Consider the following 24,621-nt stretch of genomic DNA (forward strand, 5'->3'; position numbering starts at 1 on the left):
ATCTTGCAAAACGGTTCAATATTTCCAGATGAAAATGAATTTTTAGTAAAAAATCCGTGAAAATTTTAATCCGAATAGGGAGAGTTTCCTCGTGTAGGTTTTTGGGATTTCTGACAGACGATATATCTAGGATTTTTCAATTGTTCGATAAATGACGTTAGGCTGCATTTCCCATCTATAAAAACTCGCTTGATTTTGAATGGATTTTCTCCTGGTAGATTCGTTCCGTCTTCGGTTGTGAGTATTGATTTATAACCTGATTGTTGTGCTAGTTGGATAAGTTTATCATTGTACCAACCGCAGGGCCAAGCTAGATAATCTACGGAAATACCTAATTTGGATTCTAGGATTTTTTTAGATTCTTTTAGTTCAAAGAGCGCATCTTTTGCACTCTTTCCAGGAACACGATTATCCACCCAGGTTACCAAGTTATCTTTTGGGTTCCAGGGATGGCTGTATGTGTGAGACCCTATCTCGAATTTTGGATTTTTGGCAAGTTCTTGAATATCGGACCATTCTAAATATTCTCCGTTACCGATTCCTTTCGGTCCGGCTATGATCCAAAAAGAAGCCGGAAAGGAATATCGATTGAGCACTGGAACCGCGTTTAAAACGTTTTTCCAGCCGTCGTCAAAATTTAAAACTATAGATTTATCAGGTAAAACTTTTCCTTTTTCAATATAAAGTAGAAGATCTCTCATGGTAATTGGGTTATACCCTTGAGAAAAAAGATACTGCATTTGTTCTTCAAATTTTTCTAATGTGATTACAGTTTCTCCTGGTTCTTTTGCAGAATGAATTACAATTTCATGATAAATTAAAACGGGAATACCATTTTGATTTGTTTTTTGTTTTGAGGAAGTGGTTTGCGATTCTCGAGAGAACGAACCGCAAACGTTCAATGAAAAAAATAAAATTCCGATCCAAAAATTCTGATTCTTGAATATTTTATTAAAAAGAAATTCCAAAAAATTCGTCGTCGATTATTTTAACTTTTAAAAGGCATTTCACCTAGGTAGTTTTTCTTTCCTATATCTACGCCATTATGACGGAGAATTGAATAGGCGGTAGTAATATGAAAATAGAAATTAGGTATCAAATGTTGAATTGCAAATTCTTTTCCGGTTAAATATTTCCCTTCCCAACGAGGATTGAATACTTTTCTATCATTTGCTTCTAAAAAATCTTTTTCTGTAAACGTTGAAAGGTAATCTAACGTGGAATCAATTCTTGTTTGTAATTCTGATAATGTTTTTTCTTGGTCTTCATGTTTTGGAGCGTCTTTTCCTGTTAGGCGGGAAACTCCTAATTTTGCAGTGTCACATACGATTTGAATTTGCCTGATGAAATGAAATTGGTCCGGTGCTAGTCTTGAATTTAAAAGAACTTCCACGTCAAATTTTTTAGTTTCAGAGTAGGAGGTTCCCTTTTCTAAAAGTAGCTTTAATTGATGGAGCATTTTAGAAAATTGTTGGATTGTGATTTCGAAAAGCATACGTTTTGTTTTCCTTTTTTAGAATCAGCGTTTTTTTCATTTTTTTGAAGGGCTTTTCTTGTGATAGAATTTTTCCAAGAAAGTAGAATGGAATCAATTAAATCTAAGAATCTATCTTGAATCCGTCGAGCGCCAATAGAAGCGAGACGTTGAGTTTCCGAGCGCCAATAGAAGCGAGACGTTGAGTTTCCGAGCGCCAATAGAAGCGAGACGTTGAGTTTCCGAGCGCCAATAGAAGCGAGACGCTTTCGTTTCACAAAAATGTGGGAACTCATACAAAAATTATAATGCAAAGAGTCTTTTGGCAAATTTCACTCAATTAAGTGTGTTTAAAATTTTGTATCTAACTTATGAGTTTATATTATACGTTTACCGTAGCTTATAAAAAGTGAGTTCAGTATCAGGAATACATCTTATAAAAGTTTGATTCATTGAGAAAAAATGTGAAAACTAACACAAAGTGCGGTTTTGAAGACATATTCTGAAAGTGTAGGAACTCATACTTTTAAACTTAAAAAATAAATTTTATTTCATGGACCAACTGGGGAATATCTGAGTTTTGAAGGTTTTACTGTAAGATCTAAACTTGTGAGAGTTCCCACATTTTATTTTTTACGGAGAAATAATAGGTTTTGAATTTATAGAAAAAATCTCGGAATCGTTTACTTCACTTCTTACGGAAGCTCGAAATGTTTTCCAAAGCTCGCTTCGAGCCTGAAGCTTTGTTATGATTATCTGTTTGATTTTGAAAAAGAAAATTTTTTTGCTCGAGAGGGGACTCGAACCCCTACACCTAAACGGCACAAGCACCTCAAGCTTGCGTGTCTACCAATTCCACCACCCGAGCGGGTTTGCAATGACAGAATGGGAGAGAAAGCTTAGGAGTCAAGGAACTTACATTTAAACCAGTTCGTATTTCTTACGAGTCTTTTTATCATCCGGATCAATTTGAATTTTTTCCGGATGAAATACAATATTCCAATAACGTTTAGAATAAGCAAAAATTCCAATACAAAGAATTAAGACCAAGATATAACCGGAAATTTCAGGATGTTTTAGAATGCTTTCGCCTAGAATTCTAAATTCTATGAGTGGGATGCACATGTACCAAAGGACGGTGATTGCCACGAGTCCGACTCCGAACTTTCCCCACCAATTCGGTTTTCCTTGTATCCCTCGTTTTAGATAAAGAAAACTTCCCAACCAAACTCCTAGAATTTCTCTTATGATATAAGCAATCAATATCCAAATTGGAAATCGGAAATAGTGGACGATGACAGAAAGTCCACCGATTGTAACAATTTTATCACATATAGGATCTAAATATCTGCCTAATACTGATTCTTGATGAAGTAGTCTTGCTAGAAAGCCATCTAAATAATCAGTTAAAACAGCTAAGATACAAGTTAAAATTGCATACAATAAAAACTCGGTTTTATCTGGGGAAGATATATACGTTTTAGTGAAAGTAATAAAAAAAGGTAAAAGAAAAACTCTACTAACGGAAAGAAAATTGGAGACTGTAAAGATGCGATCTTCTAAGAGCTCTTGAGGTTTTTTTTCCTGAACGATCATCTGGATTGGGGTTCCAATATTTTTAAATGTGAAATTTTGTATTCCAGTAAATGAACGAATGGATTTTCAGAATAGAATTTTTCGAATCCGCTAAATCAAAATCGATTGACCGGAGAAGCTCTTTTGAAAAAGTAACTAAGCATAAGGAGCTGTAGCTCAGCTGGTTAGAGTGCCTGCCTGTCACGCAGGATGTCGCGGGTTCGAGTCCCGTCAGCTCCGAAATTTTTCTTTTTCAAAATCAACTTTCAACTTTCAACTAACATAAATTATGGGACTCGAAGCTTTTTTGCGAAAGTATTTGTAACGACTCTTAGGGAGCGTTAGAAATGCGACACGAGCCATGGATGGCGAGTGAGCTAAAAAGACGCCACGGAGTTTAGTTTTATAGGAAGTGAAACTGCGTAGTGGCGAGTCCCGTCAGCTCTGAAATTTTTCTTTTTCAAAATTAATTTACAACTTATCTTACACATTTCATTCTCTAAGAATTGTTTAAAAATCAGCAAAATAGAATAAAAAGGTATTAGGAAAACTTTTTATGAGATTGGTTCAATAGCATAATAGAATTATTGGAAAATGAACGAAAAATAATTTAATGATTTCGTATTATTTTCTTTCCTAAAAAAAACTTTTCTGATCTTGAATTAAAAAATTATGAACCGTCTTTATTTAGATTTAGACCAAGCTCGTGTTGGTTATGAATCTAAAATTTATAAGAAGTAATCTTGTTCTTTTTTTACAGAGAACGTCTGTAAAACACTAAGACGAATCGAAAAATAATGACTAGGAATGTTCAGTTTTAAAGACATTTTATCAAGAATTGAGTTTAGAATCATATTTTTCGTTTTTAATGTAAATTTGATATAAAGAATTTATGATACATTTTTCGATAAAAAATTGGATTATAAATCTGAATTTTGCAGATTTATTTCTTAGATGTGGGAGCTACCACGAATTATAATTTTAAGAACAAATTCTAAAATTGTAAATGCTCTTATTTTTAGAAAACCTTTTCTCATTTCTTAGGCCGAACTCTCGTTAAAATGCGATTTTGTAAAAGTAAGTAAACTTTTATGATATTTTTTATATGGTTTTATTTTTTTAAAATTATTTGATGAGGTTTGTTATAAAACCTGAAAAAATTATACATATGGGCCAGTTTGTAGCAAAATTAGAAACTCACGTCATTTTATTAAAAATTTCTAAAGAATATCACGCAAATTTTTTGAGATTCTAAGACAAGTTCTGAGTTAATTAACAAACTTTTAAATGTCTTCTTAGTTTTTGGTATTCATAATAGAAGTCCCTGCATCTTGAGTATTTGGAACCAGTTTTAAAAAATATCTTATGGAACATAACTTTGTTTCAAAAAGAATAAAATTTGAATGTCGAATTCTTGTTTTAAATAGTCTTTTTTCTAAGATCTTAGAGGAGGGGTTACGTTATTTATAATATTCTTAATAAATTATAAGTAGTTAGACATAATAAGTGTTTTATATTTAGCTGGAGGCTTTCGTATAATTTGTGTAATATGATCAATGTTTATAGAATATTATATATAATGAATGTTATTTATTATAAAAATGAAATAAAAATAATAGTGATATGAAATTGACTTGAAAAAATAGTAAGTATTATTTAAGTGGTTCGCCATGATGGCTAAAAAATGGATATGGCTGATTTTAATTGGCCTTTTATTACAATGTAATGGGATTTTTGAAAATAAAAATAGAAACGTTATCAATGATCTACTTCTGTTTTTACGTCCTGAGGCATTTACGTATTCTTCCGAAGGAAATCCTGGGAAGACGATTGAAACAAAAGAAGTAGAAACGAATTTTCTATACCAACTCAATCCTGAGTTGGTAGCAAGGATGGGGGCTTTTTTTACTATAGATGCTTCGGATCCACCGCGTGCTACCGTGTTTTCTCATGTAGCCGGGATTACTTTGGCCCCAAATCTTAGGCCGGCTAATTTTCAATCCGTAGACTTTACGATATTTATGTTAGACTCGGTGGGAGGTAATGTATACTTCTCAGTAGGTGCTAATAAAATTTATTATAAATCAAATACGGATTTTATTGGCGCAAGTAAAATCTCTTTAGAAGCGAATGGACGGATTGCTTTGCTTAAATCCGATACGATCAATCTTTGTTGGAATTTCGATGGGCAAACCTCTCAACGTTTAAACGGATGTCAAAATATAGTTTCAACACCGGGCGCTCAAGAAGTTGTTTCGTTTGGACCTTCTGCCTTTCTAGTTTATGGACCGAATTTAGGCTTTCGCCGTTTAGGAATTGATGGAACTATAACTGCGATTTCAAGTCCGGTTGCGATTACTGATCTACGAAGTGTATGGGCCGATGAAACGCTTGTTCTAGTTGTCGATCAAAATGGCAATAGAGTCATCGGTTGGGATCCAAGAGATCAGAAAATCATTTTTAATCGGACAGAACAAAAGATTGTTACGGACTCGACAAATTTAAATCCTACTTTGATTGCTGCTGCTCCGCTACCTGATGGTATGGGTTTGGCCGTCCTTCTTGAAAATTCTGATACTCTATTATTCGTAAATCGTAATTTTCAAATAATAGGAGGTTTAACTTCTCCGAGTGGTGCTTATCCTCTCAGGCGTATCAATCTGATTCAAGGAATATCTGTAAATTTATTGGGAGGAACGATAGGGGTTTGGTCTTCTCGCGGAGTAAACGTTTCCGCATTTGATCGAAATGCAAATTACGATTTTACATATCTTGTGCCTGATAGTCTCACTACGTTGCCTCAAATACTAAACGATCCATCTGTAGAGAACGCGCTTCAAGCTGATCCAAGGACAGATTTACTAGATGTGCCTGCCGTAAGAAATGCGCTTACGAACTTAAGGAGTCAGTTATGAAGTTAAAAAAAAATATATTCGTACTTACGATATTGATAATAATCAATTTGAGTGTAGGTTGTAAGGCAGTAGTAGTAAGTATGCAGCAGGCAAGCATTAATTGTAATCTGTGGTCGCATGCAGGGGGAAATAACGCGCCACCTGCTCTTTGGCCTGTAGGGGCAGCTGTTGCCGGTTTTTGTCATGGGGAACAACCGGTTCCATATCCAGGGGCAACCATTTGTTCGGGTGTAATGTGCAGGAATACCTCCGATAATTGTCATTGTGTTCCTATAGCTGGAAATCCCTTTCGTGGACCTGGTGTCGGTCCTAGGCCCGAACCTCCAGATATCAATATTGGCCCAGTTTATTTTCCTCCGATTCCTTTCCTAACACAAGGAGATGCGTTTTTTGGAGATTCAGTAACGGAATCCAATCCTTCTGCTGGTAATCCACAATTAGGTCCGAAAGTTGTAATTACACAGCCGAATATAAATGCTGTATGGCTGGCGCCTTTGTCTCAATCTCTTGTGCTTCAATTTGATCATCGTATCGATCCGAGCACCTTGAGCTTATCCGGTACTCTTGTAGGCAATCAAACTCCAAAAGTTCAAGTGAGCAGTACTTTGGTTACGGATGATACGATTTCTTTAACGCCTTCGCCTAATTGGTCTGCTGGAAATCGTAATCTTCAAGTGAACGTTAAGGATCTTGCCGGTAATTTAGGGACTTCGAGTATGGGTCTTAATGTGGGCGCCGTAGAATGTAGTCAACCATGGGAACCCTGTAACTGTCGTTGTGATTTTATGGGATTTCCCGTTCCTTGTTTTCCCGGACAACCTCCTACATGTGATCAGTGTATAAAACCTGGGTGTTAGTTTGACTAACACCTAACTTTTCCACTTTGATTTAATAAAGGGCGAATTAGCGAAAGAAACAAGTTTTAAGTTGAGATTTTGAATTTGTAAAAAGAATATTTTCGCGAGTTTGACCCTTTAAGTGTTTATTATTTAATTTTGTGTAAAATAGTCTTAAGGAATTTATATCTAAATAGGTTTTTAATGTTAGTATAACGTGATTTGGTATGAAGAATTTATGATTCATTTTTCTGGAAGAATTGAAATCTAAATTTTAAGGATCTTTTCCTAAAATGTGGGAACTGCCACAGAACTTAGGTTTGTCTATAGAATGATGTGGGAACTACTGCAAATCAAGATTTTACAGATAAGTTTGGAAATGTGGGAACTCATACTTGTAGAAAATTTTTCTTCATTTTTTTTACGTCGAACTCACGTTAAATTATTTTCCTTTTTGACTCATTTGCTGAAAAATAGGTGTCGGTTTTACGTCACTGATTTTGGATCAAAAGCTATGAATCGTTTTTTAAGTTTTTATAATGTACTTATTTTTAAAATTGCGAGTATTTTTTAAAAGCTCCTACTTTCTAATTCTCTTATATAGAACTTGCGTTTTGTAAAAAATCTTGTCTAGATTTCTTTTGAGGTTTTGAAGCGGGTTTTTTAATTAAAGAATTTATACAAAAGTCTAGATAGAATTCCTGAATTTCTAGGTGGTTTTGAAACCCTCTCAAAATGAATTTCGCATTTTAGTAGAAGTTTTTGAACTTTTTCTTTCTCTTTTTCAAAAAAGAAATTGGAACCTTGTAGATAGAATTCCTTTAGATTTGAAAGAAATCTAATTTTTTCCGGAAGAGTTGTAAGTTTAAGTTGGTTCCTAAACAAAACCAACCTTTCCAGATTCTAAAAATTTCTGGTTTCTTTTGGTAAAGTTTTGAGTCTCTCTTACTCAAATTCAAGGTTATAACTTCTAAAAGATTTTGAAATACTTTGGTTAAACTCAAGTGGGTAGAATTAGAAGTCATGATCTGATTTTTATAATATAGATTTGTTAAAAAAATCTATATTATAAAGCGATTTTACCATTCGTTTTAATGAAAAAAAAGAAAGAAAATTAATTTTTCAACAACTCTAATATACTTTTATTTTTTACGGTAGAAATTTAAATGTATTCTTCCCCGTCTTTTTTGACGAAAATCGTTCCTTCTTCTTCTAATTCGCGAACTAAATTGACTATGACATTTCTTGCGTCACCAATTTCGCGTAACGTTAATTTTCCTCTGACTTCCATCATATCCATAATTTCCGTAGCACGATTACGCGACATCGCGCTCAAAAAATGGTTTCTGAGTTCGTCTCCGGCTCCTCGTAAGGCTATACTTAAACAATTATCGTCGCCTATACGATTGATTAAAATTCTCATTTCCTTTTGATCTAAACCTAAAACATCTTCAAATGTGTATAACTTTTCTTTAACCTGCTTTGCAAGCTCTGGAGAATTTGCTTCCAATTCTTTGAGAATATTTTCTTCTTGAGATTTGTCCATGTGGTTGAGTATATTTGCAAGTGCTTCTGCACCTCCTGCTTCACTATATTCGGATCTATCTCTTTGTTCGTATTTTTTCTTGAGAACTCTTGCAATTTCCTTAATTGCATCAGGATGAGTTTTTGTAGTATTTGCTAAACGATAGGCGACACCGGCTTGTAATTCTCCCGGAAAAAATTTTAGAATATCGGCGGCTTTTTTAGGGGCCATAAATGCGAGTGTCACTGCAATTGTTTGAGGAGATTCATGTTGTAGAAGACTTGCAAGAACTCCAGGTTCAGCCTCGCTTAAAAAAGAAAAATCATCTTCTATGTCCTTACGCGAAAGTTTTCCAAGAATATTCTCTGCTTTTTCTTTTCCTAAAGATTGTCTAAGAATTTCTCTGGCGGCGTCTATTCCACCTTTGATTTCTCCTTCATTGGGAAGAAGAGAATTTTTAAATTCTAAAAGAACATCTTCTTTTTCTTTTTTGGAAATCGTTTTGATTTGAGCCATTTCTAAAACGATTTCTTCGATCATAGAGTCGTCTAACTTAGATAATACTTTGGCTGCGTCTTCTTTACTTAAAGAGAGAAGTAGTAGGGCTGATTTTCTGATTTTTTCTTTTTTGGAAGCTGGTTCTGATTTTTTTTCCACAACAATTAACCTGTAAGTAGGCGAAGGGGATATTCCGTATAATCTCGAAAAGAAGATAAAAATCTAGCTCCGGTTGCTCCGTCTACAACTCTATGATCGCAAGAAAGAGTAACGTTTAGTGCTTTTCCTACGACTATACTTCCTTCTTTAAGAACTGGTTTTTCAACGAGTGCTCCGACCGCAAGAATTGCAGCTTCTGGTTCATTGATGACTGCAGTAAAAGAAGAAATTCCAAACATCCCAAGATTGGAGACGGTAAAGGTTCCGTCAGTGTATTCCGCTGGTTTGAGTTTTCTTTCTCTGGCACGGGAAGCAAGTTCTTTTATTTCATGACCGATTTCGCTTACTGATTTTTGATCTGCATTTCTAATATAAGGAGTGATTAGACCACCTTCTATGGAAACTGCCACACCTATATCGATTCTACCGTGTTCAAGAATATGATCTTCTCTCCAGGAAGAATTTACTTCTGGAACCTCTTTTAAAGAAAGGGAACAGGCTTTAATAATTAGGTCGTTCAAACTAATTTTTGAAGAGCCTTCCAGTTTTAGATCTTTGTTATAAGAATTTCTAAGAGTGTCTAACGGAGTTGCGTCCAACTCTAAAGTAAGGTAAAAATGAGGAATCGTAGAAGTGGAATGTGCAAGACGGGATGCGATTGTTTTTCTCATTCCGGTTAGTTCTAATTTACGATCTTGTCGCTTAACAAAAGAACCTTTTTTACCACTTCCCGATTCTTGATAGGCGAGAAGGTCTCTTTTGATAATTCTTCCTCCTGGTCCGGAACCAATCACTTCTCCTAAATCCACTCCTTTTTGAAGAGCCAAGTTTTTTGCCAAAGGAGATGCCTTTATCGAACGACCACCGCGCGCTGATCGAATAGGAGAATCTTCCGAGCCGAACGGAATCTGTGTTTTGAGAGACCGTTCTTCGTGCGTGGTTAGCCCATTGCTTTCGGTATTTTGCGAAGACGCGTCGCTTGCTTTTGTTGTGAGATTTTTTACTGTGTTTGCGCCGGAAGTTGTAGAAGACTGCGAGGTTGCGTTTTGTGTGGAAGTTGGGGCCTGGCCTTGCGTAATCGAACTTTCTTTTTTTGCGGGAATGGATTTTTTTGCGGTTTCAACTAACGCGGAAACGTCTTCTCCTTGTTTTCCAATAATCGCTACGGGGGCGCCTACTGGGAGAAGTGTCCCTTCTGGAGCCAAAATTTCCAGAAGAATCCCCGTTTCAAAGGCTTCCATTTCCATAACGGCCTTATCCGTTTCCACTTCCGCTATGATTTCTCCCGGAGAAACCGGATCCCCTTTTTGTTTAAGCCAACGGACTATTTTACCTTCCGCCATTGTAGGACTGAGTTGAGTCATTTCTGCAATTTTAGCCATTTTGAATATTCCTTATTCTTGTTATTCCAGCATTTCCCGAACTTTGGAGATGATCTTTTCTTCGCTGGGTAAGGAAGCCTTTTCTAAGTTTGCGGCGTAAGGCATAGGAACGTCTTCCTGAGTAATTCTTTCTACGGGAGCGTCTAGATCATCGAAAGAATTTTTCTGGATTAAATAAGCGATTTGGGAACCAAAACCAGCGACTTCCCAACCTTCTTCTACTACCAATGCACGGTTCGTTTTACGAATTGAAGTATAGATCGCTTCTTCGTCCAAAGGTCGGATCGAACGAAGATCTAAAACTTCAACTGAAATTCCTTCTTTGGAAAGTTTTTCTGCGGCGGGTAGAACATACATTAATGCTCTAGACCAACTAACAATCGTTATATCAGAACCTTCTCGTTTGATGTCCGCTTTACCAAATGGAATGGAATATTCCTGATCGGGAACTTCTCCTCTGGTTCCGTATAACACTTCACTTTCAATAAAAATCGTGGGGTTATTGTCTCTGATCGCGGTTTTTAAAAGACCACAAGCGTCAGAAGGAGTATAAGGAGCGATTACTTTTAAACCTGGGATGTGAGCGTACCAACTTTCAAAGGATTGAGAGTGTTGAGCGGCTAGTCTTCCGCCAGCGCCTCCTGCGCCTCGAAACACAATCGGAATTGGAAACTGACCCGCACTCATATAATTCATTTTTGCCGCCGAGTTGATGATCTGATCAATCGCGACTAAAGAAAAATTCCAAGTCATAAATTCTATGATAGGACGAAGACCCACCATGGCGGCTCCGATCCCAACTCCCGCAAAACCGTTTTCGGAAATGGGAGTGTCTATGACTCTTTTTTCTCCGTATTTAGAAAGCATTCCTTGGGAAACCTTATAAGCTCCATCATAGTGACCCACTTCTTCTCCCATGAGAAATATATTTGGATCCTTATCCATTTCTTCGCACATTGCCCGATTCAGAGCCTCTCTATATGTCAGAACCGCCATTATACATCCTCCGCATATACGTGTTTATACAACCAACCTAAAGGAGGTTCTTCACTTTTGTCTGCAAATACGATTGCATCTTCCACTTGAGCTTGTATATCTATATCAAGTTTTTCTAGTTCTTCTTCTTTCCATTCAGAATGAATAAGATCATCCTTTGCCTTTAAAAGTGGATCACTTTTTTTATAACGATCTAATTCTTCCTTGGTTCTATACTTTGCAGGATCGGACATGGAATGTCCTCTAAAACGATAGGTGGAAATTTCCATGAGAGTGGGGCCTTCTCCTCTTCGAGCTCGTTCGACTGCGACACTTACGTGATCTCTCACTTTACGAACCTCGTCTCCTTCGATATGATCTCTTGCAATGTCATAAGCGGTTGCACGAACCGAAACGTCCTTTACGGATAACGAGCGATATTCTGGGGTTCCCATTGCGTAGTGATTGTTTTCACAGATCATTACAAGAGGAAGTTTCCAGATCGCTGCTAAATTCATTCCTTCATGAAAGGAACCTATGTTTGCAGCTCCTTCTCCGAAAAAACAAATTGTAACCGAGTTTTCGTTTTTATATTTAGAAGCATAGGCGATCCCCGCAGCGAGAGAAATATGACCTCCCACGATTCCATGCCCTCCCATAAATCGTTTGTTCTTATCGAAGAAATGCATCGAACCTCCGTAGCCACTGGAGATTCCCGTTCTTTTACCAAAAAGTTCCGCCATCAATGCCTTTGGATCTAAACCTCTTGCGAGTGCGTGGCCGTGATCTCTGTAAGTGGAAACGATATAGTCTTGTTCTTTAAGGGCCGCGATCGAACCGACACCAACCGCTTCTTGGCCGATATAAAGATGGCAAAAACCGCCTATCTTTCCGGTGCTATAAGATTTGGCGGCACCTTCTTCAAAACGGCGAATGAGAAGCATTTGTCTGTAGAGTTCGAAAAGGTCTTGGGTTTCTTGTTTGGTTTTAGGATGGTTCATCATAAAATTTAAGTTGTTAAAACAATCGCAAAGTATCTTTCGAGAAGCGACTTATGCAAACCGATTTCGTTTCTAACTTAAAAAAATTCCAAAGTTTTGGATGGGGCAAAAATCTTCTTTTCCTAAAAATGAGATCGATTTTTTATTTTCGTGGATGCGTACAATTCTACTCACAGAAGACGAGCCGGGGATTCGAGATACGATTCAAATCGTTTTGGAATCGGAAGGTTTTAAAATGATCTACGCGATGACTGGTAAAGAATGTATTTCTCTTTTGAAAGAATCCCCAGACTTATTGGTGCTGGATGTGGGACTTCCAGATGGAAGTGGTTTTGAAATTTTGAAAGAACTTAGAAAGAAAAATTCGATTCCAGTTATTTTACTTACCGCCAGAGAATCGGAACTTGACAGGGTTCTTGGTTTAGAGTTAGGTGCAGATGACTATATGGTAAAACCTTTTAGCCCTAGAGAATTGGTCGCCAGAATCAAAGCGGTGTTAAGAAGGTATGATGGAAACTCTGAAAAAAAACAAACAGAGTTTCTCACGGATGAAGATCGTAAGATTATCTATTATTACGGTAAGTCTTTATCTCTTACTCCGTATGAGTATAAAACGTTATTATTATTTTTAAAACGACCTGGAAAAATTTTTACAAGAGAAGAAATTATGGATCGAGTTTGGACGGAACCGGAAGAAAGTTTTGATCGTGCCGTAGACACTGTAATTAAAAACATTCGCTTTCGATTAAAAGAAATTCGACCTGACTTAGATCCGATTGAAACGAAACGGGGTCAAGGATACGGATTGAAGGATACGTTATGAGTCTTTTGATCCGAATTGTAATCGGTTTTTTTTTGCCTTCTTTATCGGTTATTATTACTTTGTAGATAAAATCGAAGAATCGATTCGGCCACGTTATATGGAAGCAGTGGAAGAATCGTTGAATGATACGGCTCATCTTTTGGCTTCTTTATTAGAAAGAGAATTTTCCCAAAAAAACGATTCTTTAGAAAAAATAAGCGAACGAATTCTTTCCCCAGTGATGCGGACTACAACGGAAAGAGATTTGAATTCTAAAATTTTTGAAATTACTAAAAAGAAAGTAGATCTGCAACTCTATGTTACAGATGAACGTGGAATCGTAATTTATGATTCGGAAAAACTAAAAAAAGGACAGGACTATTCTAAAAAGAACGACGTATATCTCACCTTACAAGGAAAATATGGAGCCAGGTCTAGTTTGTTATTTGGTTCCGAAAAAGGATTATTTGTAGCAGCCCCGATCCGAAAGTCTGGAAAAATAATCGGTGTACTTACGGTGATCAAACCCAAAAAAAGTTTGATTCCTTTTATAGAATCCGCTCGAAAAAAATTTTGGAATTTAAGTTTGTATGTAGCTCTTTCTATAATTATTTTGTTTATTAGTATTTTATATTTTTTGTTTTCACCGATTCGAAAATTATCTGAATATATTTCAGCTTTGAGATTTCAAAAACGAGTTCCTTTCCCGAAAATCAGTGTACCCGAAATTAGAGGATTGGGGGAAGAGATGGACAGATTGTTTCGGGAACTTGCAGGAAAAGAATACGTGGAAAATTATGTACAATCCATGACTCACGAAATTAAAAGCCCACTTTCTTCTCTACTTGCTTCTTCTGAGTTGATTATCGAAAATCCGGATCGTTTAGAATCTTTAGTTTCTAATATTCAATTAGAAGGAAGAAGAATCCAAACAATTTTAGAAAAACTTTTAGAACTTAGTTCTTTAGAAAATCAATCTCAGTTGGAAAAAAAAACTGAACCTCAATTTACAAGACGTGGTTCAAGAGACGGTTGCTTCTTCTATTTCGGAAGCGGTCCGAAAAAAAATACGTTTCAGAGAGTTAACCGAAACCGTGTATGTGGAAGGGAATTTTTTCTTTTTAGGAATGGCTCTTAGAAATTTAGTTCAGAACGCATTGGATTTTTCAAATCCAGGTTCAGAAATTACGGTTCGTTGTGGTAAAGAAAATGGATTTCCTTTTTTAGAAGTAGAAGATTCTGGTCCTGGAATTCCATCTTATGCTTTGGAAAGAATTTTTGAGAAATTCTATTCTTTGCCTCGTCCTGATACTGGTCGTAAAAGCTCTGGATTGGGGTTAGCATTTGTAAGAGAAATTGCAAAATTACACGATGCGGACTTGGAGGTAAAAAACGGAACTTCAACGGGTGTAATTGCTAGGATTTGTTTCAAAACAATTTTTTAATAAGAAAACAAGTTTTAACTAACGTGAGTTCAACGTAAAAAAACTGAGCGAATCCCATAACCAACCTTACAAGTATTTGGATCTCAATATAAATCTGTCGCAATTACAACAAATCCTCTGTCCAAAATTAAATTTTTCTTAAAATTCAAGCTGTTTTATCATAAAGATCAGTAAGTGTAAGTTCTAAAGTTCTCACACAATCCTCACAATTCGCACATAAGTTTCTCACTTTTAAATTACATACTCTTAGAGTAAGGAGTATACAGTATATGTTGAATATTCAATCTTTTGTAAGTATTAAAGTATTGTTCTTTTTCATACTTTTGATCGGACTTTTAATTCCGACCTATATGGTCTGGGAAAGTAGAGAAAGAGTTCTAGTAGAAAAAGTATATTTGAGTAAGAGTAACATTTTGAACAAGAAAGAAAAAATGAAATGGTGGGAACAATTATATAGAACGCACGAAGACGGATGCGCGGATTGATCATTGGAGAAAATAATATGTTTAAAATTCAATCGTCTGTAAGTCTTAGGATTTTAATTTTAGGAATAATGCTTGGTTTGCTGTTAATTCCGATCAACTTGGTCGGTTCGTTAGTTTTTGAAAGGCAAACAAGAGCCGGAGAAGCGATAGAAGAAATGAGTTCGAAATGGGGTGGTAAGCAGGAGATGGCCGGCCCTTTTTTAGTAATTCCTTATCAAGCACTCGAAGAAGAAATTAGAGAAGATAAACATGGAAAGGAAATTCGTGTTCAAGTAAACGTATTCAAAGAAATGTATTTTCTTCCGGAAAAACTCAACTTAGAAACGGACTTAAAAGCAGAAAAGAGAAAGAGAGGAATTTATGAAGCGGTTCTATATCATGGAAATGTAAAGTTCCAAGGAAATTTTAAACAACCGTCTATTTCTGATTTTCCAATGAATACAAAAAAAATTTTCTGGGCGGAATCAAAAATGATCGTTGTTGTCAATGACGCAAAAGGAATTGGAAATGACGTTAAATTATTTTTAGCTGAAAAAGAAAAAACGTTTCAACCGGGTTCTTCTTCCGAACGTTTTACATCTGGGCTACATTCTAAAATGAATCTTTTAGATTTTAAGTTTCCACTTACGTTTCAAATTCAAATTCCAACCCAAGGTTCTGATTCTATGGGTTTAATTCCTCTGGGTAAAGAAACTAAGATTCAAATTTCTTCGAATTGGAAAGATCCGTCCTTTGAGGGAAGTTTTTTACCAAAAGAAAGAAGTATTTCTGAAAATGGATTTCAAGCAACTTGGGAATCTTCTTATTTTTCTAGAAATTATCCACAAGTAATTTCTTCCGAGGAACATTCAACTTTGGGTACTATTTTATCTTCTGGGCTTGGAGTTCGGTTGATCGTTCCTGTGGACCATTATTTAAAATTAGAAAGGTCTATCAAATACGCGATTTTATTGATCGCAGCTAGTTTTGCTCTTTTCTTTTTATTAGAAATTTTTGGAGGAAAAATTCTTCATCCATTTCAATATCTAATGATTGGATTTGTAATGGTGGTATTTTATATTTTAAACTTATCTTTATCAGAACATTTAGGTTTTATAATATCTTATACGATTGCATCTCTTGCTGTATCTGGTCTCATATTTTATTATGCGACTTCTATTTTACAAAGTAAAAAGAGAGGGTTCATTGCTGGAGGATTTTATTTCGGTCTATATTCTTTCTTATATGTGATTTTATCTTCTGAAGACTATGCCTTACTCATTGGTTCCGTTGTAGTGTTTGTATTTTTAGCACTTTTGATGCATCTGACTCGAAAGATAAACTGGTATTCTTTTGGGTCTAAGGAGGAGATCAAATCTTCTTAAAAATGAAATTAAAAAAGTAAGATCAATTTTATGTTTTTTGTTTGTAGCCCTAACTCGAAAGAGTAGGGCTTTTTTATCGATTTGAATCTCTGGAGTTTTCAAGGTTCTTTGAAAGGGTTAAAAAAAATGGAGCAGGAAGGCGCTTTTTAGGATTGTCTAATCCGATTTTTGCAATCAATTGGAAATGAATTTACAGAGTATGCGCCTCATAGACTTCCAAATACATGTACGACCTGCGGGGCTGGCTCAAATTGAACAAAAATCTTGCAATGAAGCTCTCTTTCCTGTATTCGAAGCAATTCGTCTCTGGCTTCGAGAAAGGAATATATCTGCACCTTTCAGGAAGATAGCCGTGTCTATTGCCGACTATTCCGTAGCACAAGAATGGCATGGTGACGTCTCGGTAGCACTCAGTATCTGCGAGGTCACTGAAGCTTGCGACATTAACCAGGTTCATTTAAAAGTTCACGATTATATTTGGGTTTCAACATTGGTATTGGAAGCTCTTGAACATATACGATTAGAGACTGGATGGGATAACGTCGAGCTACGAAACATACTGGGACACAAAGTCCGCCATGTGCACACCTGTTCGGCAAGCTCAGAAAAATTGACAGAAAAACAGGCATCGTTTGTGATGTGTGGTTAGTCGCCGCTTATAAATCAACGAGTGTTATGACTCGATTTTCTTATGAAGGTAAGCAAATTGGTGAAATCATTCTAGTTCATAAACCAGGACCACTCTATATTGAGGACGATTTACCTGTCGCCGCTACGGCCATTGTGAAGCGCAGTTTTGTACTGCTCGACCGAAACAGACAACCACTCGCCAGTGTACTCATTCCTTTTGCGGATTCATTCAAGGATAAAGGAGGCGATGACTTCCGAAAGGACGAAAGTAAAATGTCCGTTTTGAAGGAATTTTATTCCGTAGTACAAAACGCCGCCCATGACAATCAAGGCCTGAGTTTCCTAGGACTGATTCATCTGAATAAGAAACGTCGGAAATTTTAGAATATCTTCTCAAAAGGAAGTGATGTAATTTAACGTGAGTTTTACGTAGGAAAATGCGAAAGAATTAAAAGTATGAGTTCCTACATTTTCAAAGTTTAACCTTAAAATTCAAATTTGCAGTAGTTCTTACGTTTTAGAAATTGATCTGTAAAGTTCAGATTCTAACTTTTTTCAGAAAAACGAATCATAAATTCTTTTATGTTAAACTCACGTTAGTTTAGGGGATTATCGTATTCATTTTTTTAGTAAAATTCCGATTTGTAGAGCGCAAACTCGCCGTAAAAAATCTAAAAGTATGAGTTCCTACATTTTTGGAATTTATCTGTAAAACCCCGGTTTGTGTGAGTTCCCACGTTTTAAGATTCTAGTACAAAAAATTTGAGTTAGGGTTTTACTGATTTAGGAATGAATTTGTTTTAAAAAAATAGAAAAAGCCGGTTTGAAAATAAAAAATACTTACGGAAATTTTAAAATCGATCGAACCTAAGATTAGCTCAAAAAAGAATTAATTTTTTCAAAAAAAAGTACAAAATTTAAATTTCTAAAAAACTGTCATTTTCTTTAAAAAATATCAAAAAACGACGATTTTTAAAGAAAATTCTTACTTATCCTAAACTTAATCCAGAAGACCGAATCACCGAAGATAGTGAAGGAAGGAAATGGACTCGAATGCAAATTCGATTCTTTAAATCCTTTCGATATAAATAAAAATATTTGGCCAAAACCAAACTCACAAGGGGCTCGGGCACGGATGCCGGAGTCATGATCAGTTTCAAGGAGGAAACCCATGATCATTAATCACAACTTAGCCGCGATCAATTCCCATCGCGTTCTGAAGTTTCAGAATAACGAAGTAGCAAAGAATATGGAAACTCTTTCTTCCGGTATGCGTATCAATCGCGCCGGAGACGATGCTTCCGGTCTTGCCGTTTCTGAAAAAATGAGAACGCAAGTGAAAGGTCTCAGACAAGCTGAGAGAAACACCGAAGACGGCATGTCTTTGATCCAGACTACGGAAGGATATTTACAGGAAACGAATGATATCATCCAAAGAATCCGGGTTCTTGCTATTCAGTCTTCTAACGGAATCTACAGCGCCGAAGATCGCCAGATGATTCAAGTAGAGGTTTCTCAGCTCGTAGACGAGATTGATCGTATCGCTTCTCAGGCTGAATTCAACAAGATGGCTCTCCTTCAGGGGGACTTTGCAAGAGGTTCTAGAACTTCTTCTATGTGGTTCCATATCGGACCGAACCAGCACCAGAGAGAAAGAGTGTACATCGCTACCATGACGGCGAAGTCTCTTAATCTCATTAAGGCTGACGGTTCTCTCCTGACTCTATCTACAGCTGAATTCGCCAATGACGCTATTGGAACTCTGGATGACGCTTTGATGAAAATCAATAAACAAAGAGCGAATTTAGGGGCATACTTCAACAGATTGGAACACGCTTCCAAAGGTTTGATGGTTGCTTACGAAAATATCCAGGCTTCAGAGTCGAGAATCAGGGACACAGATATGGCGGAGGAAACTGTTGCGTTCACTAAGAATCAGATTCTGGTTCAGTCGGGAACAGCAATGCTTGCTCAGGCTAACGTAAGACCTCAGTCGGTTCTGCAGCTTCTTAGATAAGATTTTAATCCTTAAAGGTTGAAATCTGACAATCGTAGAATTTTTAACGATTGTAAGAAACGGTGAACAACTGACCGGAAGAGGAACACATTTCTTCGGAGATGTGTTTCCTTCCGGAATTGATTCTTAAATTCCATCCGGTCCGTTTAAATCCGACCTTATTTAAGAAAGCCGCATATAGCGGCTATTTGTGTTTGAGAATCCCCTGAAGAACGATGGAAGGTTCGTTTAAGAAATATTCTAAATTCAAATATTAGAATATTCGCTTTCCATGGTCCTTTTGGGATCAAAGAGGTTCGTTGAATTAACAGTGATCGATAATCGAATATAACTCCGCGGTAGGACGCCTGGTCTGTCAGGTGGTCTGAATACTGTCCATCCCGGAGCACCGGACAGACCATGTCCGGCCGGCAGATAGGGAGATTTGCCGGTTCATCTCTACAAAGGAGTGTAGAATGATTATCAATCACAACCTGAGTGCGGTGAATGCTCACCGTTCTCTAAAGTTCAACGAACTTGCTGTGGACAAGACGATGAAAGCTCTGTCTTCCGGTATGCGGATTAATTCTGCTGCGGACGACGCTTCCGGACTTGCAGTTTCCGAAAAGCTTAGAACGCAAGTAAACGGTTTGCGTCAAGCGGAAAGGAATACTGAAGACGGAATGAGTTTTATTCAAACTGCCGAAGGATTTCTGGAGCAGACGTCTAACATCATTCAAAGAATCCGGGTGCTCGCCATCCAGACTTCGAATGGTATCTACAGTAATGAAGATAGGCAGCTCGTGCAGGTGGAAGTATCTGCGCTGGTGGATGAAGTCGATCGAATTGCTTCTCAGGCTGAATTTAATAAGTTCAAACTTTTTGAAGGCCAATTCGCTAGAGGTTCCAGGGTTGCATCCATGTGGTTTCATATGGGTCCAAACCAAAATCAGCGTGAAAGATTTTACATAGGCACGATGACTTCAAAGGCTCTGAAGCTTGTAAAAGCGGACGGGAGGCCGATCGCGATCTCTTCTCCGGGAGAGGCTAACGACGTGATCGGTCTGGCAGATGCTGCCCTTACGAAGATCATGAAGCAGAGAGCGGATATGGGAGCTTATTATAATAGGCTTGAATATACCGCAAAGGGTCTGATGGGTGCGTATGAAAATATGCAGGCATCTGAATCTAGAATTCGAGACGCCGATATGGCGGAAGAAGTTGTCTCGCTGACCACAAAACAAATACTTGTACAGAGTGGTACGGCAATGTTGGCGCAGGCAAATATGAAACCGAATTCAGTTCTCAAGCTTCTGCAGCAGATCTAAAAGGAAGCCTTCCAGGAGGGAAGGTAGATAAAGGTTCCACCGGAAGGGTTTCTCTTCCGGTGGATTTTTTTATCCGATACATTATGCGCAATCTCAAGTGATGAAGTTTTACTAAAAGTAACGTGAGTTAGGTGTAAGGAACACATGATTCTGAAAAAAGTTAGAATCTAAACTTACAGATTGATTTTTTAAATGTGGGAACTAACGCTCATTTCCATAACAGAATTTAGGCAATTTTCTCCTCCTTGAGTTTGAGAAATCATATGGATTATCCAAAACAATCTTAGAATGTGGGAACTACTACAAATCACGATTTTACAAACAAATTCTAAAATTGTAGGAACTACTACTTTTAGAAAATTTTTACTCGTTTCGAACTCACGTTAAAAGTAATATCTGCCTTCTTTTTTCTAAATAATACCTCTACAATTCTTTCTTAAATTTTTTTTCAGTCTATCAAACGAAGTTTATTTCTAAACGATCTACTTTGCCAAACTGGTTCTTAAATCTCTTCCGATTTTAGTTTTATTACGTTTTTTCGTGATTTTGTCTTTAATTTTATTACTCTTGGGAGGTTTTAACTGGCGTTATGCGTAATTTTTATCATTTTTTAAGTTATATGACAATTGAGTGGTATTTTTATAATATAAGTAAAATTTAATATATTTATATTTTTATTTGACAATTTATGTGATGTTCAATAGAAGGTGATTGTTTTTGAAAAATTATTAATATTTTTGAATGTTCCTCAAGAAATACGTTATGCGAACTTTATTGATTTTTATTTTGTGGAATAGCATCTAGGATTTTTATAGGAAGTATAATCTTTAATTGTATATTCTGCGTTAAGTGTTTTGTTTTTGAATAAAATTTTAGAATGTTTTCTTTTTATATATAATATAAATTTAATGTATTTTAAATAGGTATTAATTTGTATTTTAGAAGAAGAGAAATTTAATTTTATAAGATGCTTATCGCTTCTGGATAGTTTTTTATAAAATAAAAGCGGATGACGTGTATTGGAGATTGTATTTAACAGGGAGTGTTAGAGTGAAAGAGAAACAAAAAAATCCAGAAGTAGGTTTTTTAAGATTAGATTTATTAAATATGACTCAAATTGGAATGAGATCTTTGGGACTCATTTTAATTTTTTCATCTTTAATATTTTGTATTCCCGGAAAAAAGACTTCTAACAAAGAAATTATGCTCATTGCATGGTTAGTCGGAGAAATGAATTCTTTTAAGGAAAAGCAAGTTTATTCAAATGTTAAATATTTAACTGGTCCTTTAGGGCAAGTAGAGTATAGAGGTTTAGATCATTTCGAAAATCAAGCTTTAAATGGGGTTGGAAAATACAATTGGCAAGAAGCGGGAGATGCAACTTTTAACGTAGGAGTAACTTTGGGTGCGATGGCGTGGAAATATAAAAATACTCGTGACCCGGATACACTGGCTCTGATAAAAAGATATTTAGAATATTATAAATTAATGCAATCTCTCAATCGGGGTGGGTTTGGTAGAAATTTCGTCAATATAGAGGCATACAATCAATTTCCATCTTGTAATCAGCATGGAAACGTAGGTGTTCCACTAGATAATAAACCTTGTGGTACTATGAGATATACAGATTATTCGTTTGAGGGTCAACAGTATAAATTTAGATATGATTTTTCTTTAGACGCAACGCTTCACTCTTTGGTGGGACTCTATTGGACTTTTATACACGTAGAAGAGTTTAGGGAAGATGTTGTAAAAATTTGTGCCGATTTTTTGAGATATTATGAAACGAATAATTATCAAGTAAAAGATTTTAATAATGTTGAGCTTCGCTATGGTAATCATACTATTGATATTAACCCTGTGGCTAAGATCAACGAGATAATCTTAAAATACATTGCTCGTAATCAGATAACTCCTTTGGGGCAGTGGCAAAATTTAATTACACTCGGTTCTATTTTTGTAGGAGTAATTGTTCAATCGGAGGATGCCAATTTTTTTAATCACTATATGCTTCTCAAAGGGGTGGGTGTTTTAGTACATATGGGTTATCCTTTACAAACCGGATTGAAAAATTTAATCGTCGCGGTTAAAGATCAAGGACACGAATTAGCGGAATCGATGGATATATTTTTCTTTCAAGACCCTAACAAAATACACGTAAAAGATAAAAGTGGATTTCCACTTTACAATTATCATTGTATAGAGGATCGAACTTTTTCAGATATAGTGGGGCTTTTCTATAGAAAACCTTACAATAAATGGGAGTTTGCTCCTTATAGAAGATGTGTCATTCCACAATCTTCTGCATTGGGATTGAATGCGGATTTTCTGGAAGCTTATTGGTTATGGTAGTTTAATCGAATTTTTAGTACAGTATTAGAAAATCTTAATTTACAAAAGCGTAAACGGAATTGTTTTCAATTCCGTTTACGTTTAGCGTTTTTCTTGGAATTTTTACATAGACAGAATCGATTGAAAGTATTTTAAAAATCATTCCAGAGAAACTATCTCTACGGTATCTCCTCTATCCATGTTCAACACGACTCTCTCGATAAGTTTTGTTACTTGATTCTTTTTTTTATCATCGATCTTATCAAAAGTAATTACTACAGAGAAATAATCAATGCTATATAGATATTCTTTACTGGCAGTATCATAATTTACCGTTAAATCTCTTTTATAATATTCATTTCGATCATTTTTCGTGTTTCCATCATATCCAGGAGGATTTTCAGATTCTATAGCTTTGCCATTGTAACTTTCTAGTATCTTTTTTTCACTGATTCGGGCTTTTGAAAAATTTACATGAGGGATGATAAGAATTTTATATTTTTCATATTTCATGGAAGTTAGAATTTCTTGAATGGTTTGAGTGAGAGTAGATATTTCTGCTTTCTGAAACTGATTGAATTGATCTAAATCTCGATTGCAGTTTAAAAAAAAGATTGTCGTTAAAGCGATAAGTAATGTTTTTTTTAACACAAATGATTCCTTTGAGTTGAAAAATGTTTTTCTTAAAATATATTTTGCGAGAACGGATTGATAATTTCAATCCGTTCATTCACTTTTAATTTAAAATCGGTTCAGGAACTCTGTTTCTGACTGGCTTTAAAGATTTAAGATAAGCAAAAATATCTTTTAGTTCATCGTCGCTTAGAGGATTCATGTTTCCAATAAAAACTCCGTTCATTGGAGGAAGAATCGGTCTACCCACCCCTAATCTTTTTTGAGTCCGAACCGTTTGGATAAACATATCTTCTGTCCAACCACCAATACCGGTTTCTGGATCGGGGGTAATATTTTTTGCAAAACTAACTCCCCAGGGACCGACTACGGCAGTAAGGTCTCCAGTAAACAAAAGCCAAGGAGAATTTTTATAGTTCTTATAATCCGGCAATTGATTTGTTTCTAAATATCCAGCTAAAAATTTAGAAGTGTCCGGCACTGGGCCTTGTGGAGTCATTATTTTTGCAGTGTGACAATCCGTACATCCGGCGACCATTACCAATTTTTTACCCCGTTCAATGCGAGAACTATTCGAATTATTATTTTGATTTGAACAGTTTACGAAAGTTAGAATCGCGAAGAGCAGAATTAAAATTGAAGAATGAATTTTTTTCATACATTTTCCCAATTGAATTTTATAAAGAATCGATACTTTAAATTGGATCGCCTCTTTATCGTAAAAGGCAGGTTGAAGGATCTAAAAAAGAAATCTATCTAAAAATAGAAATTTAGAAACTTCAAGTTATGATAAATTGCACAATGATTCGATTCGATTTATAATTAAGATTTCAAAATGTCGAACCCTTAATCTTACTTTTATAAAGACAAAAGCCGCATCGTTTTCTAACAAAAAACATCAATTTGTTTTAGTTCCCGCATTCTAAGATTTCACTGTAAAATCCAAGTTTGTAATAGTTCCCACAAAACATTTTTATGGAACGTTTTAGTTTAAAGAAATCTTTATAAAATCAATTTTTTAGGAAATGGCGGTTTGCAATACACGGTGATTTTACGAAAAAATCCAAACTTAACATGGGTTTGAAATAAGAAAATGAGAAGGAATTTTTTAAAAGGTTGAGTTCCTACAAATTTTAGAATTTGTTCGTAAAATCTAAATTTGTAATAGTTCCCACATTTAGGAATGATCTATAAAATTCAAATTTTTAACTTTTCAGAAAAGATAATCACGGCAGAATTCACATTATATTAGATGAATATAATAAAA

General features: G+C 35.9%; 18 protein-coding genes, 2 tRNA genes and 2 pseudogenes. 11 read left to right on the forward strand and 11 right to left on the reverse strand.

Annotation, left to right across the window (positions count from 1 at the left end; all coding sequences use genetic code 11):
* Positions 1-65: 65 nt before the first annotated feature.
* From BW942_RS13560 to BW942_RS13580, 4 genes are all read right to left on the reverse strand, one after another.
* Positions 66-968: a polysaccharide deacetylase family protein gene (locus BW942_RS13560; protein WP_000394787.1), complete on the reverse strand. Its 903-nt coding sequence runs from the start codon at positions 966-968 to the stop codon at positions 66-68.
* Positions 969-988: 20 nt separating this feature from the next.
* Positions 989-1,495: a DUF1993 domain-containing protein gene (locus tag BW942_RS13565; RefSeq protein WP_000895907.1), complete on the reverse strand. Its 507-nt coding sequence runs from the start codon at positions 1,493-1,495 to the stop codon at positions 989-991.
* A gap of 764 nt (positions 1,496-2,259) precedes the next feature.
* Positions 2,260-2,342: transfer RNA gene (locus tag BW942_RS13575), tRNA-Leu, on the reverse strand.
* Between the two features lie 53 nt (positions 2,343-2,395).
* Entirely contained in the window at positions 2,396-3,070 is a 675-nt protein-coding gene (locus BW942_RS13580) for a CDP-alcohol phosphatidyltransferase family protein (protein ID WP_000636905.1), read from the reverse strand.
* Between the two features lie 145 nt (positions 3,071-3,215).
* On the opposite strand from BW942_RS13580, the gene BW942_RS13585 reads away from it, so the two are divergent.
* From BW942_RS13585 to BW942_RS13600, 3 genes are all read left to right on the forward strand, one after another.
* Positions 3,216-3,289: transfer RNA gene (locus BW942_RS13585), tRNA-Asp, on the forward strand.
* A 1,430-nt stretch (positions 3,290-4,719) separates the two neighbouring features.
* Positions 4,720-5,964 (forward strand): LIC_11904 family protein, encoded by a 1,245-nt coding sequence (locus BW942_RS13595; protein WP_002002492.1) that lies wholly within the window; start codon positions 4,720-4,722, stop codon positions 5,962-5,964.
* Complete coding sequence (locus BW942_RS13600; RefSeq protein WP_000768559.1) at positions 5,961-6,821, forward strand: Ig-like domain-containing domain; 861 nt, start codon at positions 5,961-5,963, stop codon at positions 6,819-6,821. The genes BW942_RS13595 and BW942_RS13600 overlap by 4 nt, the downstream gene beginning before the upstream one ends.
* Before the next feature lie 800 nt (positions 6,822-7,621).
* Here the strand turns inward: BW942_RS13600 and BW942_RS13620 are convergent.
* From BW942_RS13620 to pdhA, 5 genes are all read right to left on the reverse strand, one after another.
* On the reverse strand, positions 7,622-7,825 hold the full coding sequence (locus tag BW942_RS13620) for a hypothetical protein (protein WP_000203385.1): 204 nt from the start codon (positions 7,823-7,825) through the stop codon (positions 7,622-7,624).
* Between the two features lie 137 nt (positions 7,826-7,962).
* Positions 7,963-8,982, reverse strand: coding sequence for a flagellar motor switch protein FliG (gene fliG, locus BW942_RS13625; RefSeq protein WP_000412660.1), 1,020 nt, complete (start codon positions 8,980-8,982; stop codon positions 7,963-7,965).
* Positions 8,983-8,987: 5 nt separating this feature from the next.
* Positions 8,988-10,364 (reverse strand): dihydrolipoamide acetyltransferase family protein, encoded by a 1,377-nt coding sequence (locus BW942_RS13630; protein WP_001062325.1) that lies wholly within the window; start codon positions 10,362-10,364, stop codon positions 8,988-8,990.
* Positions 10,365-10,385: 21 nt separating this feature from the next.
* Positions 10,386-11,360 carry a pyruvate dehydrogenase complex E1 component subunit beta gene (locus tag BW942_RS13635; RefSeq protein ID WP_000279894.1) on the reverse strand — a complete coding sequence of 325 codons (975 nt, stop codon included), beginning with the start codon at positions 11,358-11,360 and terminating at the stop codon, positions 10,386-10,388.
* Positions 11,360-12,343, reverse strand: a complete 984-nt coding sequence (gene pdhA / locus BW942_RS13640; RefSeq protein ID WP_000980946.1) for a pyruvate dehydrogenase (acetyl-transferring) E1 component subunit alpha — start codon at positions 12,341-12,343, stop codon at positions 11,360-11,362. The genes BW942_RS13635 and pdhA overlap by 1 nt, the downstream gene beginning before the upstream one ends.
* 97 nt (positions 12,344-12,440) lie before the next feature.
* Between pdhA and BW942_RS13645 the strand changes: the two genes are divergently transcribed.
* The 8 genes and pseudogenes from BW942_RS13645 (at position 12,441) to BW942_RS13690 (ending at position 22,742) form a co-directional block, all read left to right on the forward strand.
* Entirely contained in the window at positions 12,441-13,163 is a 723-nt protein-coding gene (locus tag BW942_RS13645; protein ID WP_000529920.1) for a response regulator, read from the forward strand.
* A 97-nt stretch (positions 13,164-13,260) separates the two neighbouring features.
* Positions 13,261-14,587: pseudogene (gene creC, locus BW942_RS13650) on the forward strand (two-component system sensor histidine kinase CreC).
* 269 nt (positions 14,588-14,856) lie between these two features.
* The gene (locus BW942_RS13655) at positions 14,857-15,072 is read left to right on the forward strand and encodes a hypothetical protein (protein WP_000932266.1); all 216 of its coding nucleotides are present in this window, start codon (positions 14,857-14,859) and stop codon (positions 15,070-15,072) included.
* Positions 15,060-16,436, forward strand: a complete 1,377-nt coding sequence (gene creD, locus BW942_RS13660; RefSeq protein ID WP_001214634.1) for a cell envelope integrity protein CreD — start codon at positions 15,060-15,062, stop codon at positions 16,434-16,436. Before BW942_RS13655 ends, creD begins: the two co-directional genes overlap by 13 nt.
* 199 nt (positions 16,437-16,635) lie before the next feature.
* Positions 16,636-17,294 (forward strand): annotated as a pseudogene (locus tag BW942_RS13665) (hypothetical protein); the annotation flags it as partial.
* Positions 17,295-18,237: 943 nt separating this feature from the next.
* Positions 18,238-19,083, forward strand: coding sequence for a flagellin N-terminal helical domain-containing protein (locus tag BW942_RS13675; protein ID WP_000586163.1), 846 nt, complete (start codon positions 18,238-18,240; stop codon positions 19,081-19,083).
* A gap of 455 nt (positions 19,084-19,538) precedes the next feature.
* Positions 19,539-20,390: a flagellin N-terminal helical domain-containing protein gene (locus tag BW942_RS13685; RefSeq protein WP_000586170.1), complete on the forward strand. Its 852-nt coding sequence runs from the start codon at positions 19,539-19,541 to the stop codon at positions 20,388-20,390.
* 1,050 nt (positions 20,391-21,440) lie between these two features.
* Entirely contained in the window at positions 21,441-22,742 is a 1,302-nt protein-coding gene (locus BW942_RS13690; protein WP_000660636.1) for a hypothetical protein, read from the forward strand.
* A gap of 138 nt (positions 22,743-22,880) precedes the next feature.
* Here the strand turns inward: BW942_RS13690 and BW942_RS13695 are convergent, their stop codons facing one another.
* Both BW942_RS13695 and BW942_RS13700 read right to left on the reverse strand, forming a co-directional pair.
* Positions 22,881-23,372 carry a hypothetical protein gene (locus BW942_RS13695; RefSeq protein WP_000914999.1) on the reverse strand — a complete coding sequence of 164 codons (492 nt, stop codon included), beginning with the start codon at positions 23,370-23,372 and terminating at the stop codon, positions 22,881-22,883.
* 85 nt (positions 23,373-23,457) lie between these two features.
* A complete protein-coding gene (locus tag BW942_RS13700; RefSeq protein ID WP_000719850.1) occupies positions 23,458-24,012 on the reverse strand; it encodes a c-type cytochrome in 555 nt (184 codons plus the stop codon).
* Positions 24,013-24,621: the final 609 nt, after the last annotated feature.

Origin of the sequence: Leptospira interrogans (genome assembly GCF_900156205.1) — a bacterium.
Classification (GTDB): Bacteria; Spirochaetota; Leptospiria; order Leptospirales; family Leptospiraceae; genus Leptospira; species Leptospira interrogans.

Bases quoted from the DNA above. Each gene is read 5' to 3' on its own strand.
- BW942_RS13565 (WP_000895907.1), bottom strand. From the start codon at position 1,495: ATGCTTTTCGAAATCACAATCCAACAATTTTCTAAAATGCTCCATCAA.
- BW942_RS13580 (WP_000636905.1), bottom strand. From the start codon at position 3,070: ATGATCGTTCAGGAAAAAAAACCTCAAGAGCTCTTAGAAGATCGCATC.
- BW942_RS13595 (WP_002002492.1), top strand. From the start codon at position 4,720: ATGATGGCTAAAAAATGGATATGGCTGATTTTAATTGGCCTTTTATTA.
- BW942_RS13600 (WP_000768559.1), top strand. From the start codon at position 5,961: ATGAAGTTAAAAAAAAATATATTCGTACTTACGATATTGATAATAATC.
- BW942_RS13620 (WP_000203385.1), bottom strand. From the start codon at position 7,825: ATGACTTCTAATTCTACCCACTTGAGTTTAACCAAAGTATTTCAAAAT.
- BW942_RS13630 (WP_001062325.1), bottom strand. From the start codon at position 10,364: ATGGCTAAAATTGCAGAAATGACTCAACTCAGTCCTACAATGGCGGAA.
- BW942_RS13635 (WP_000279894.1), bottom strand. From the start codon at position 11,360: ATGGCGGTTCTGACATATAGAGAGGCTCTGAATCGGGCAATGTGCGAA.
- pdhA (WP_000980946.1), bottom strand. From the start codon at position 12,343: ATGATGAACCATCCTAAAACCAAACAAGAAACCCAAGACCTTTTCGAA.
- BW942_RS13645 (WP_000529920.1), top strand. From the start codon at position 12,441: ATGGGGCAAAAATCTTCTTTTCCTAAAAATGAGATCGATTTTTTATTT.
- BW942_RS13655 (WP_000932266.1), top strand. From the start codon at position 14,857: ATGTTGAATATTCAATCTTTTGTAAGTATTAAAGTATTGTTCTTTTTC.
- creD (WP_001214634.1), top strand. From the start codon at position 15,060: ATGCGCGGATTGATCATTGGAGAAAATAATATGTTTAAAATTCAATCG.
- BW942_RS13675 (WP_000586163.1), top strand. From the start codon at position 18,238: ATGATCATTAATCACAACTTAGCCGCGATCAATTCCCATCGCGTTCTG.
- BW942_RS13685 (WP_000586170.1), top strand. From the start codon at position 19,539: ATGATTATCAATCACAACCTGAGTGCGGTGAATGCTCACCGTTCTCTA.
- BW942_RS13700 (WP_000719850.1), bottom strand. From the start codon at position 24,012: ATGAAAAAAATTCATTCTTCAATTTTAATTCTGCTCTTCGCGATTCTA.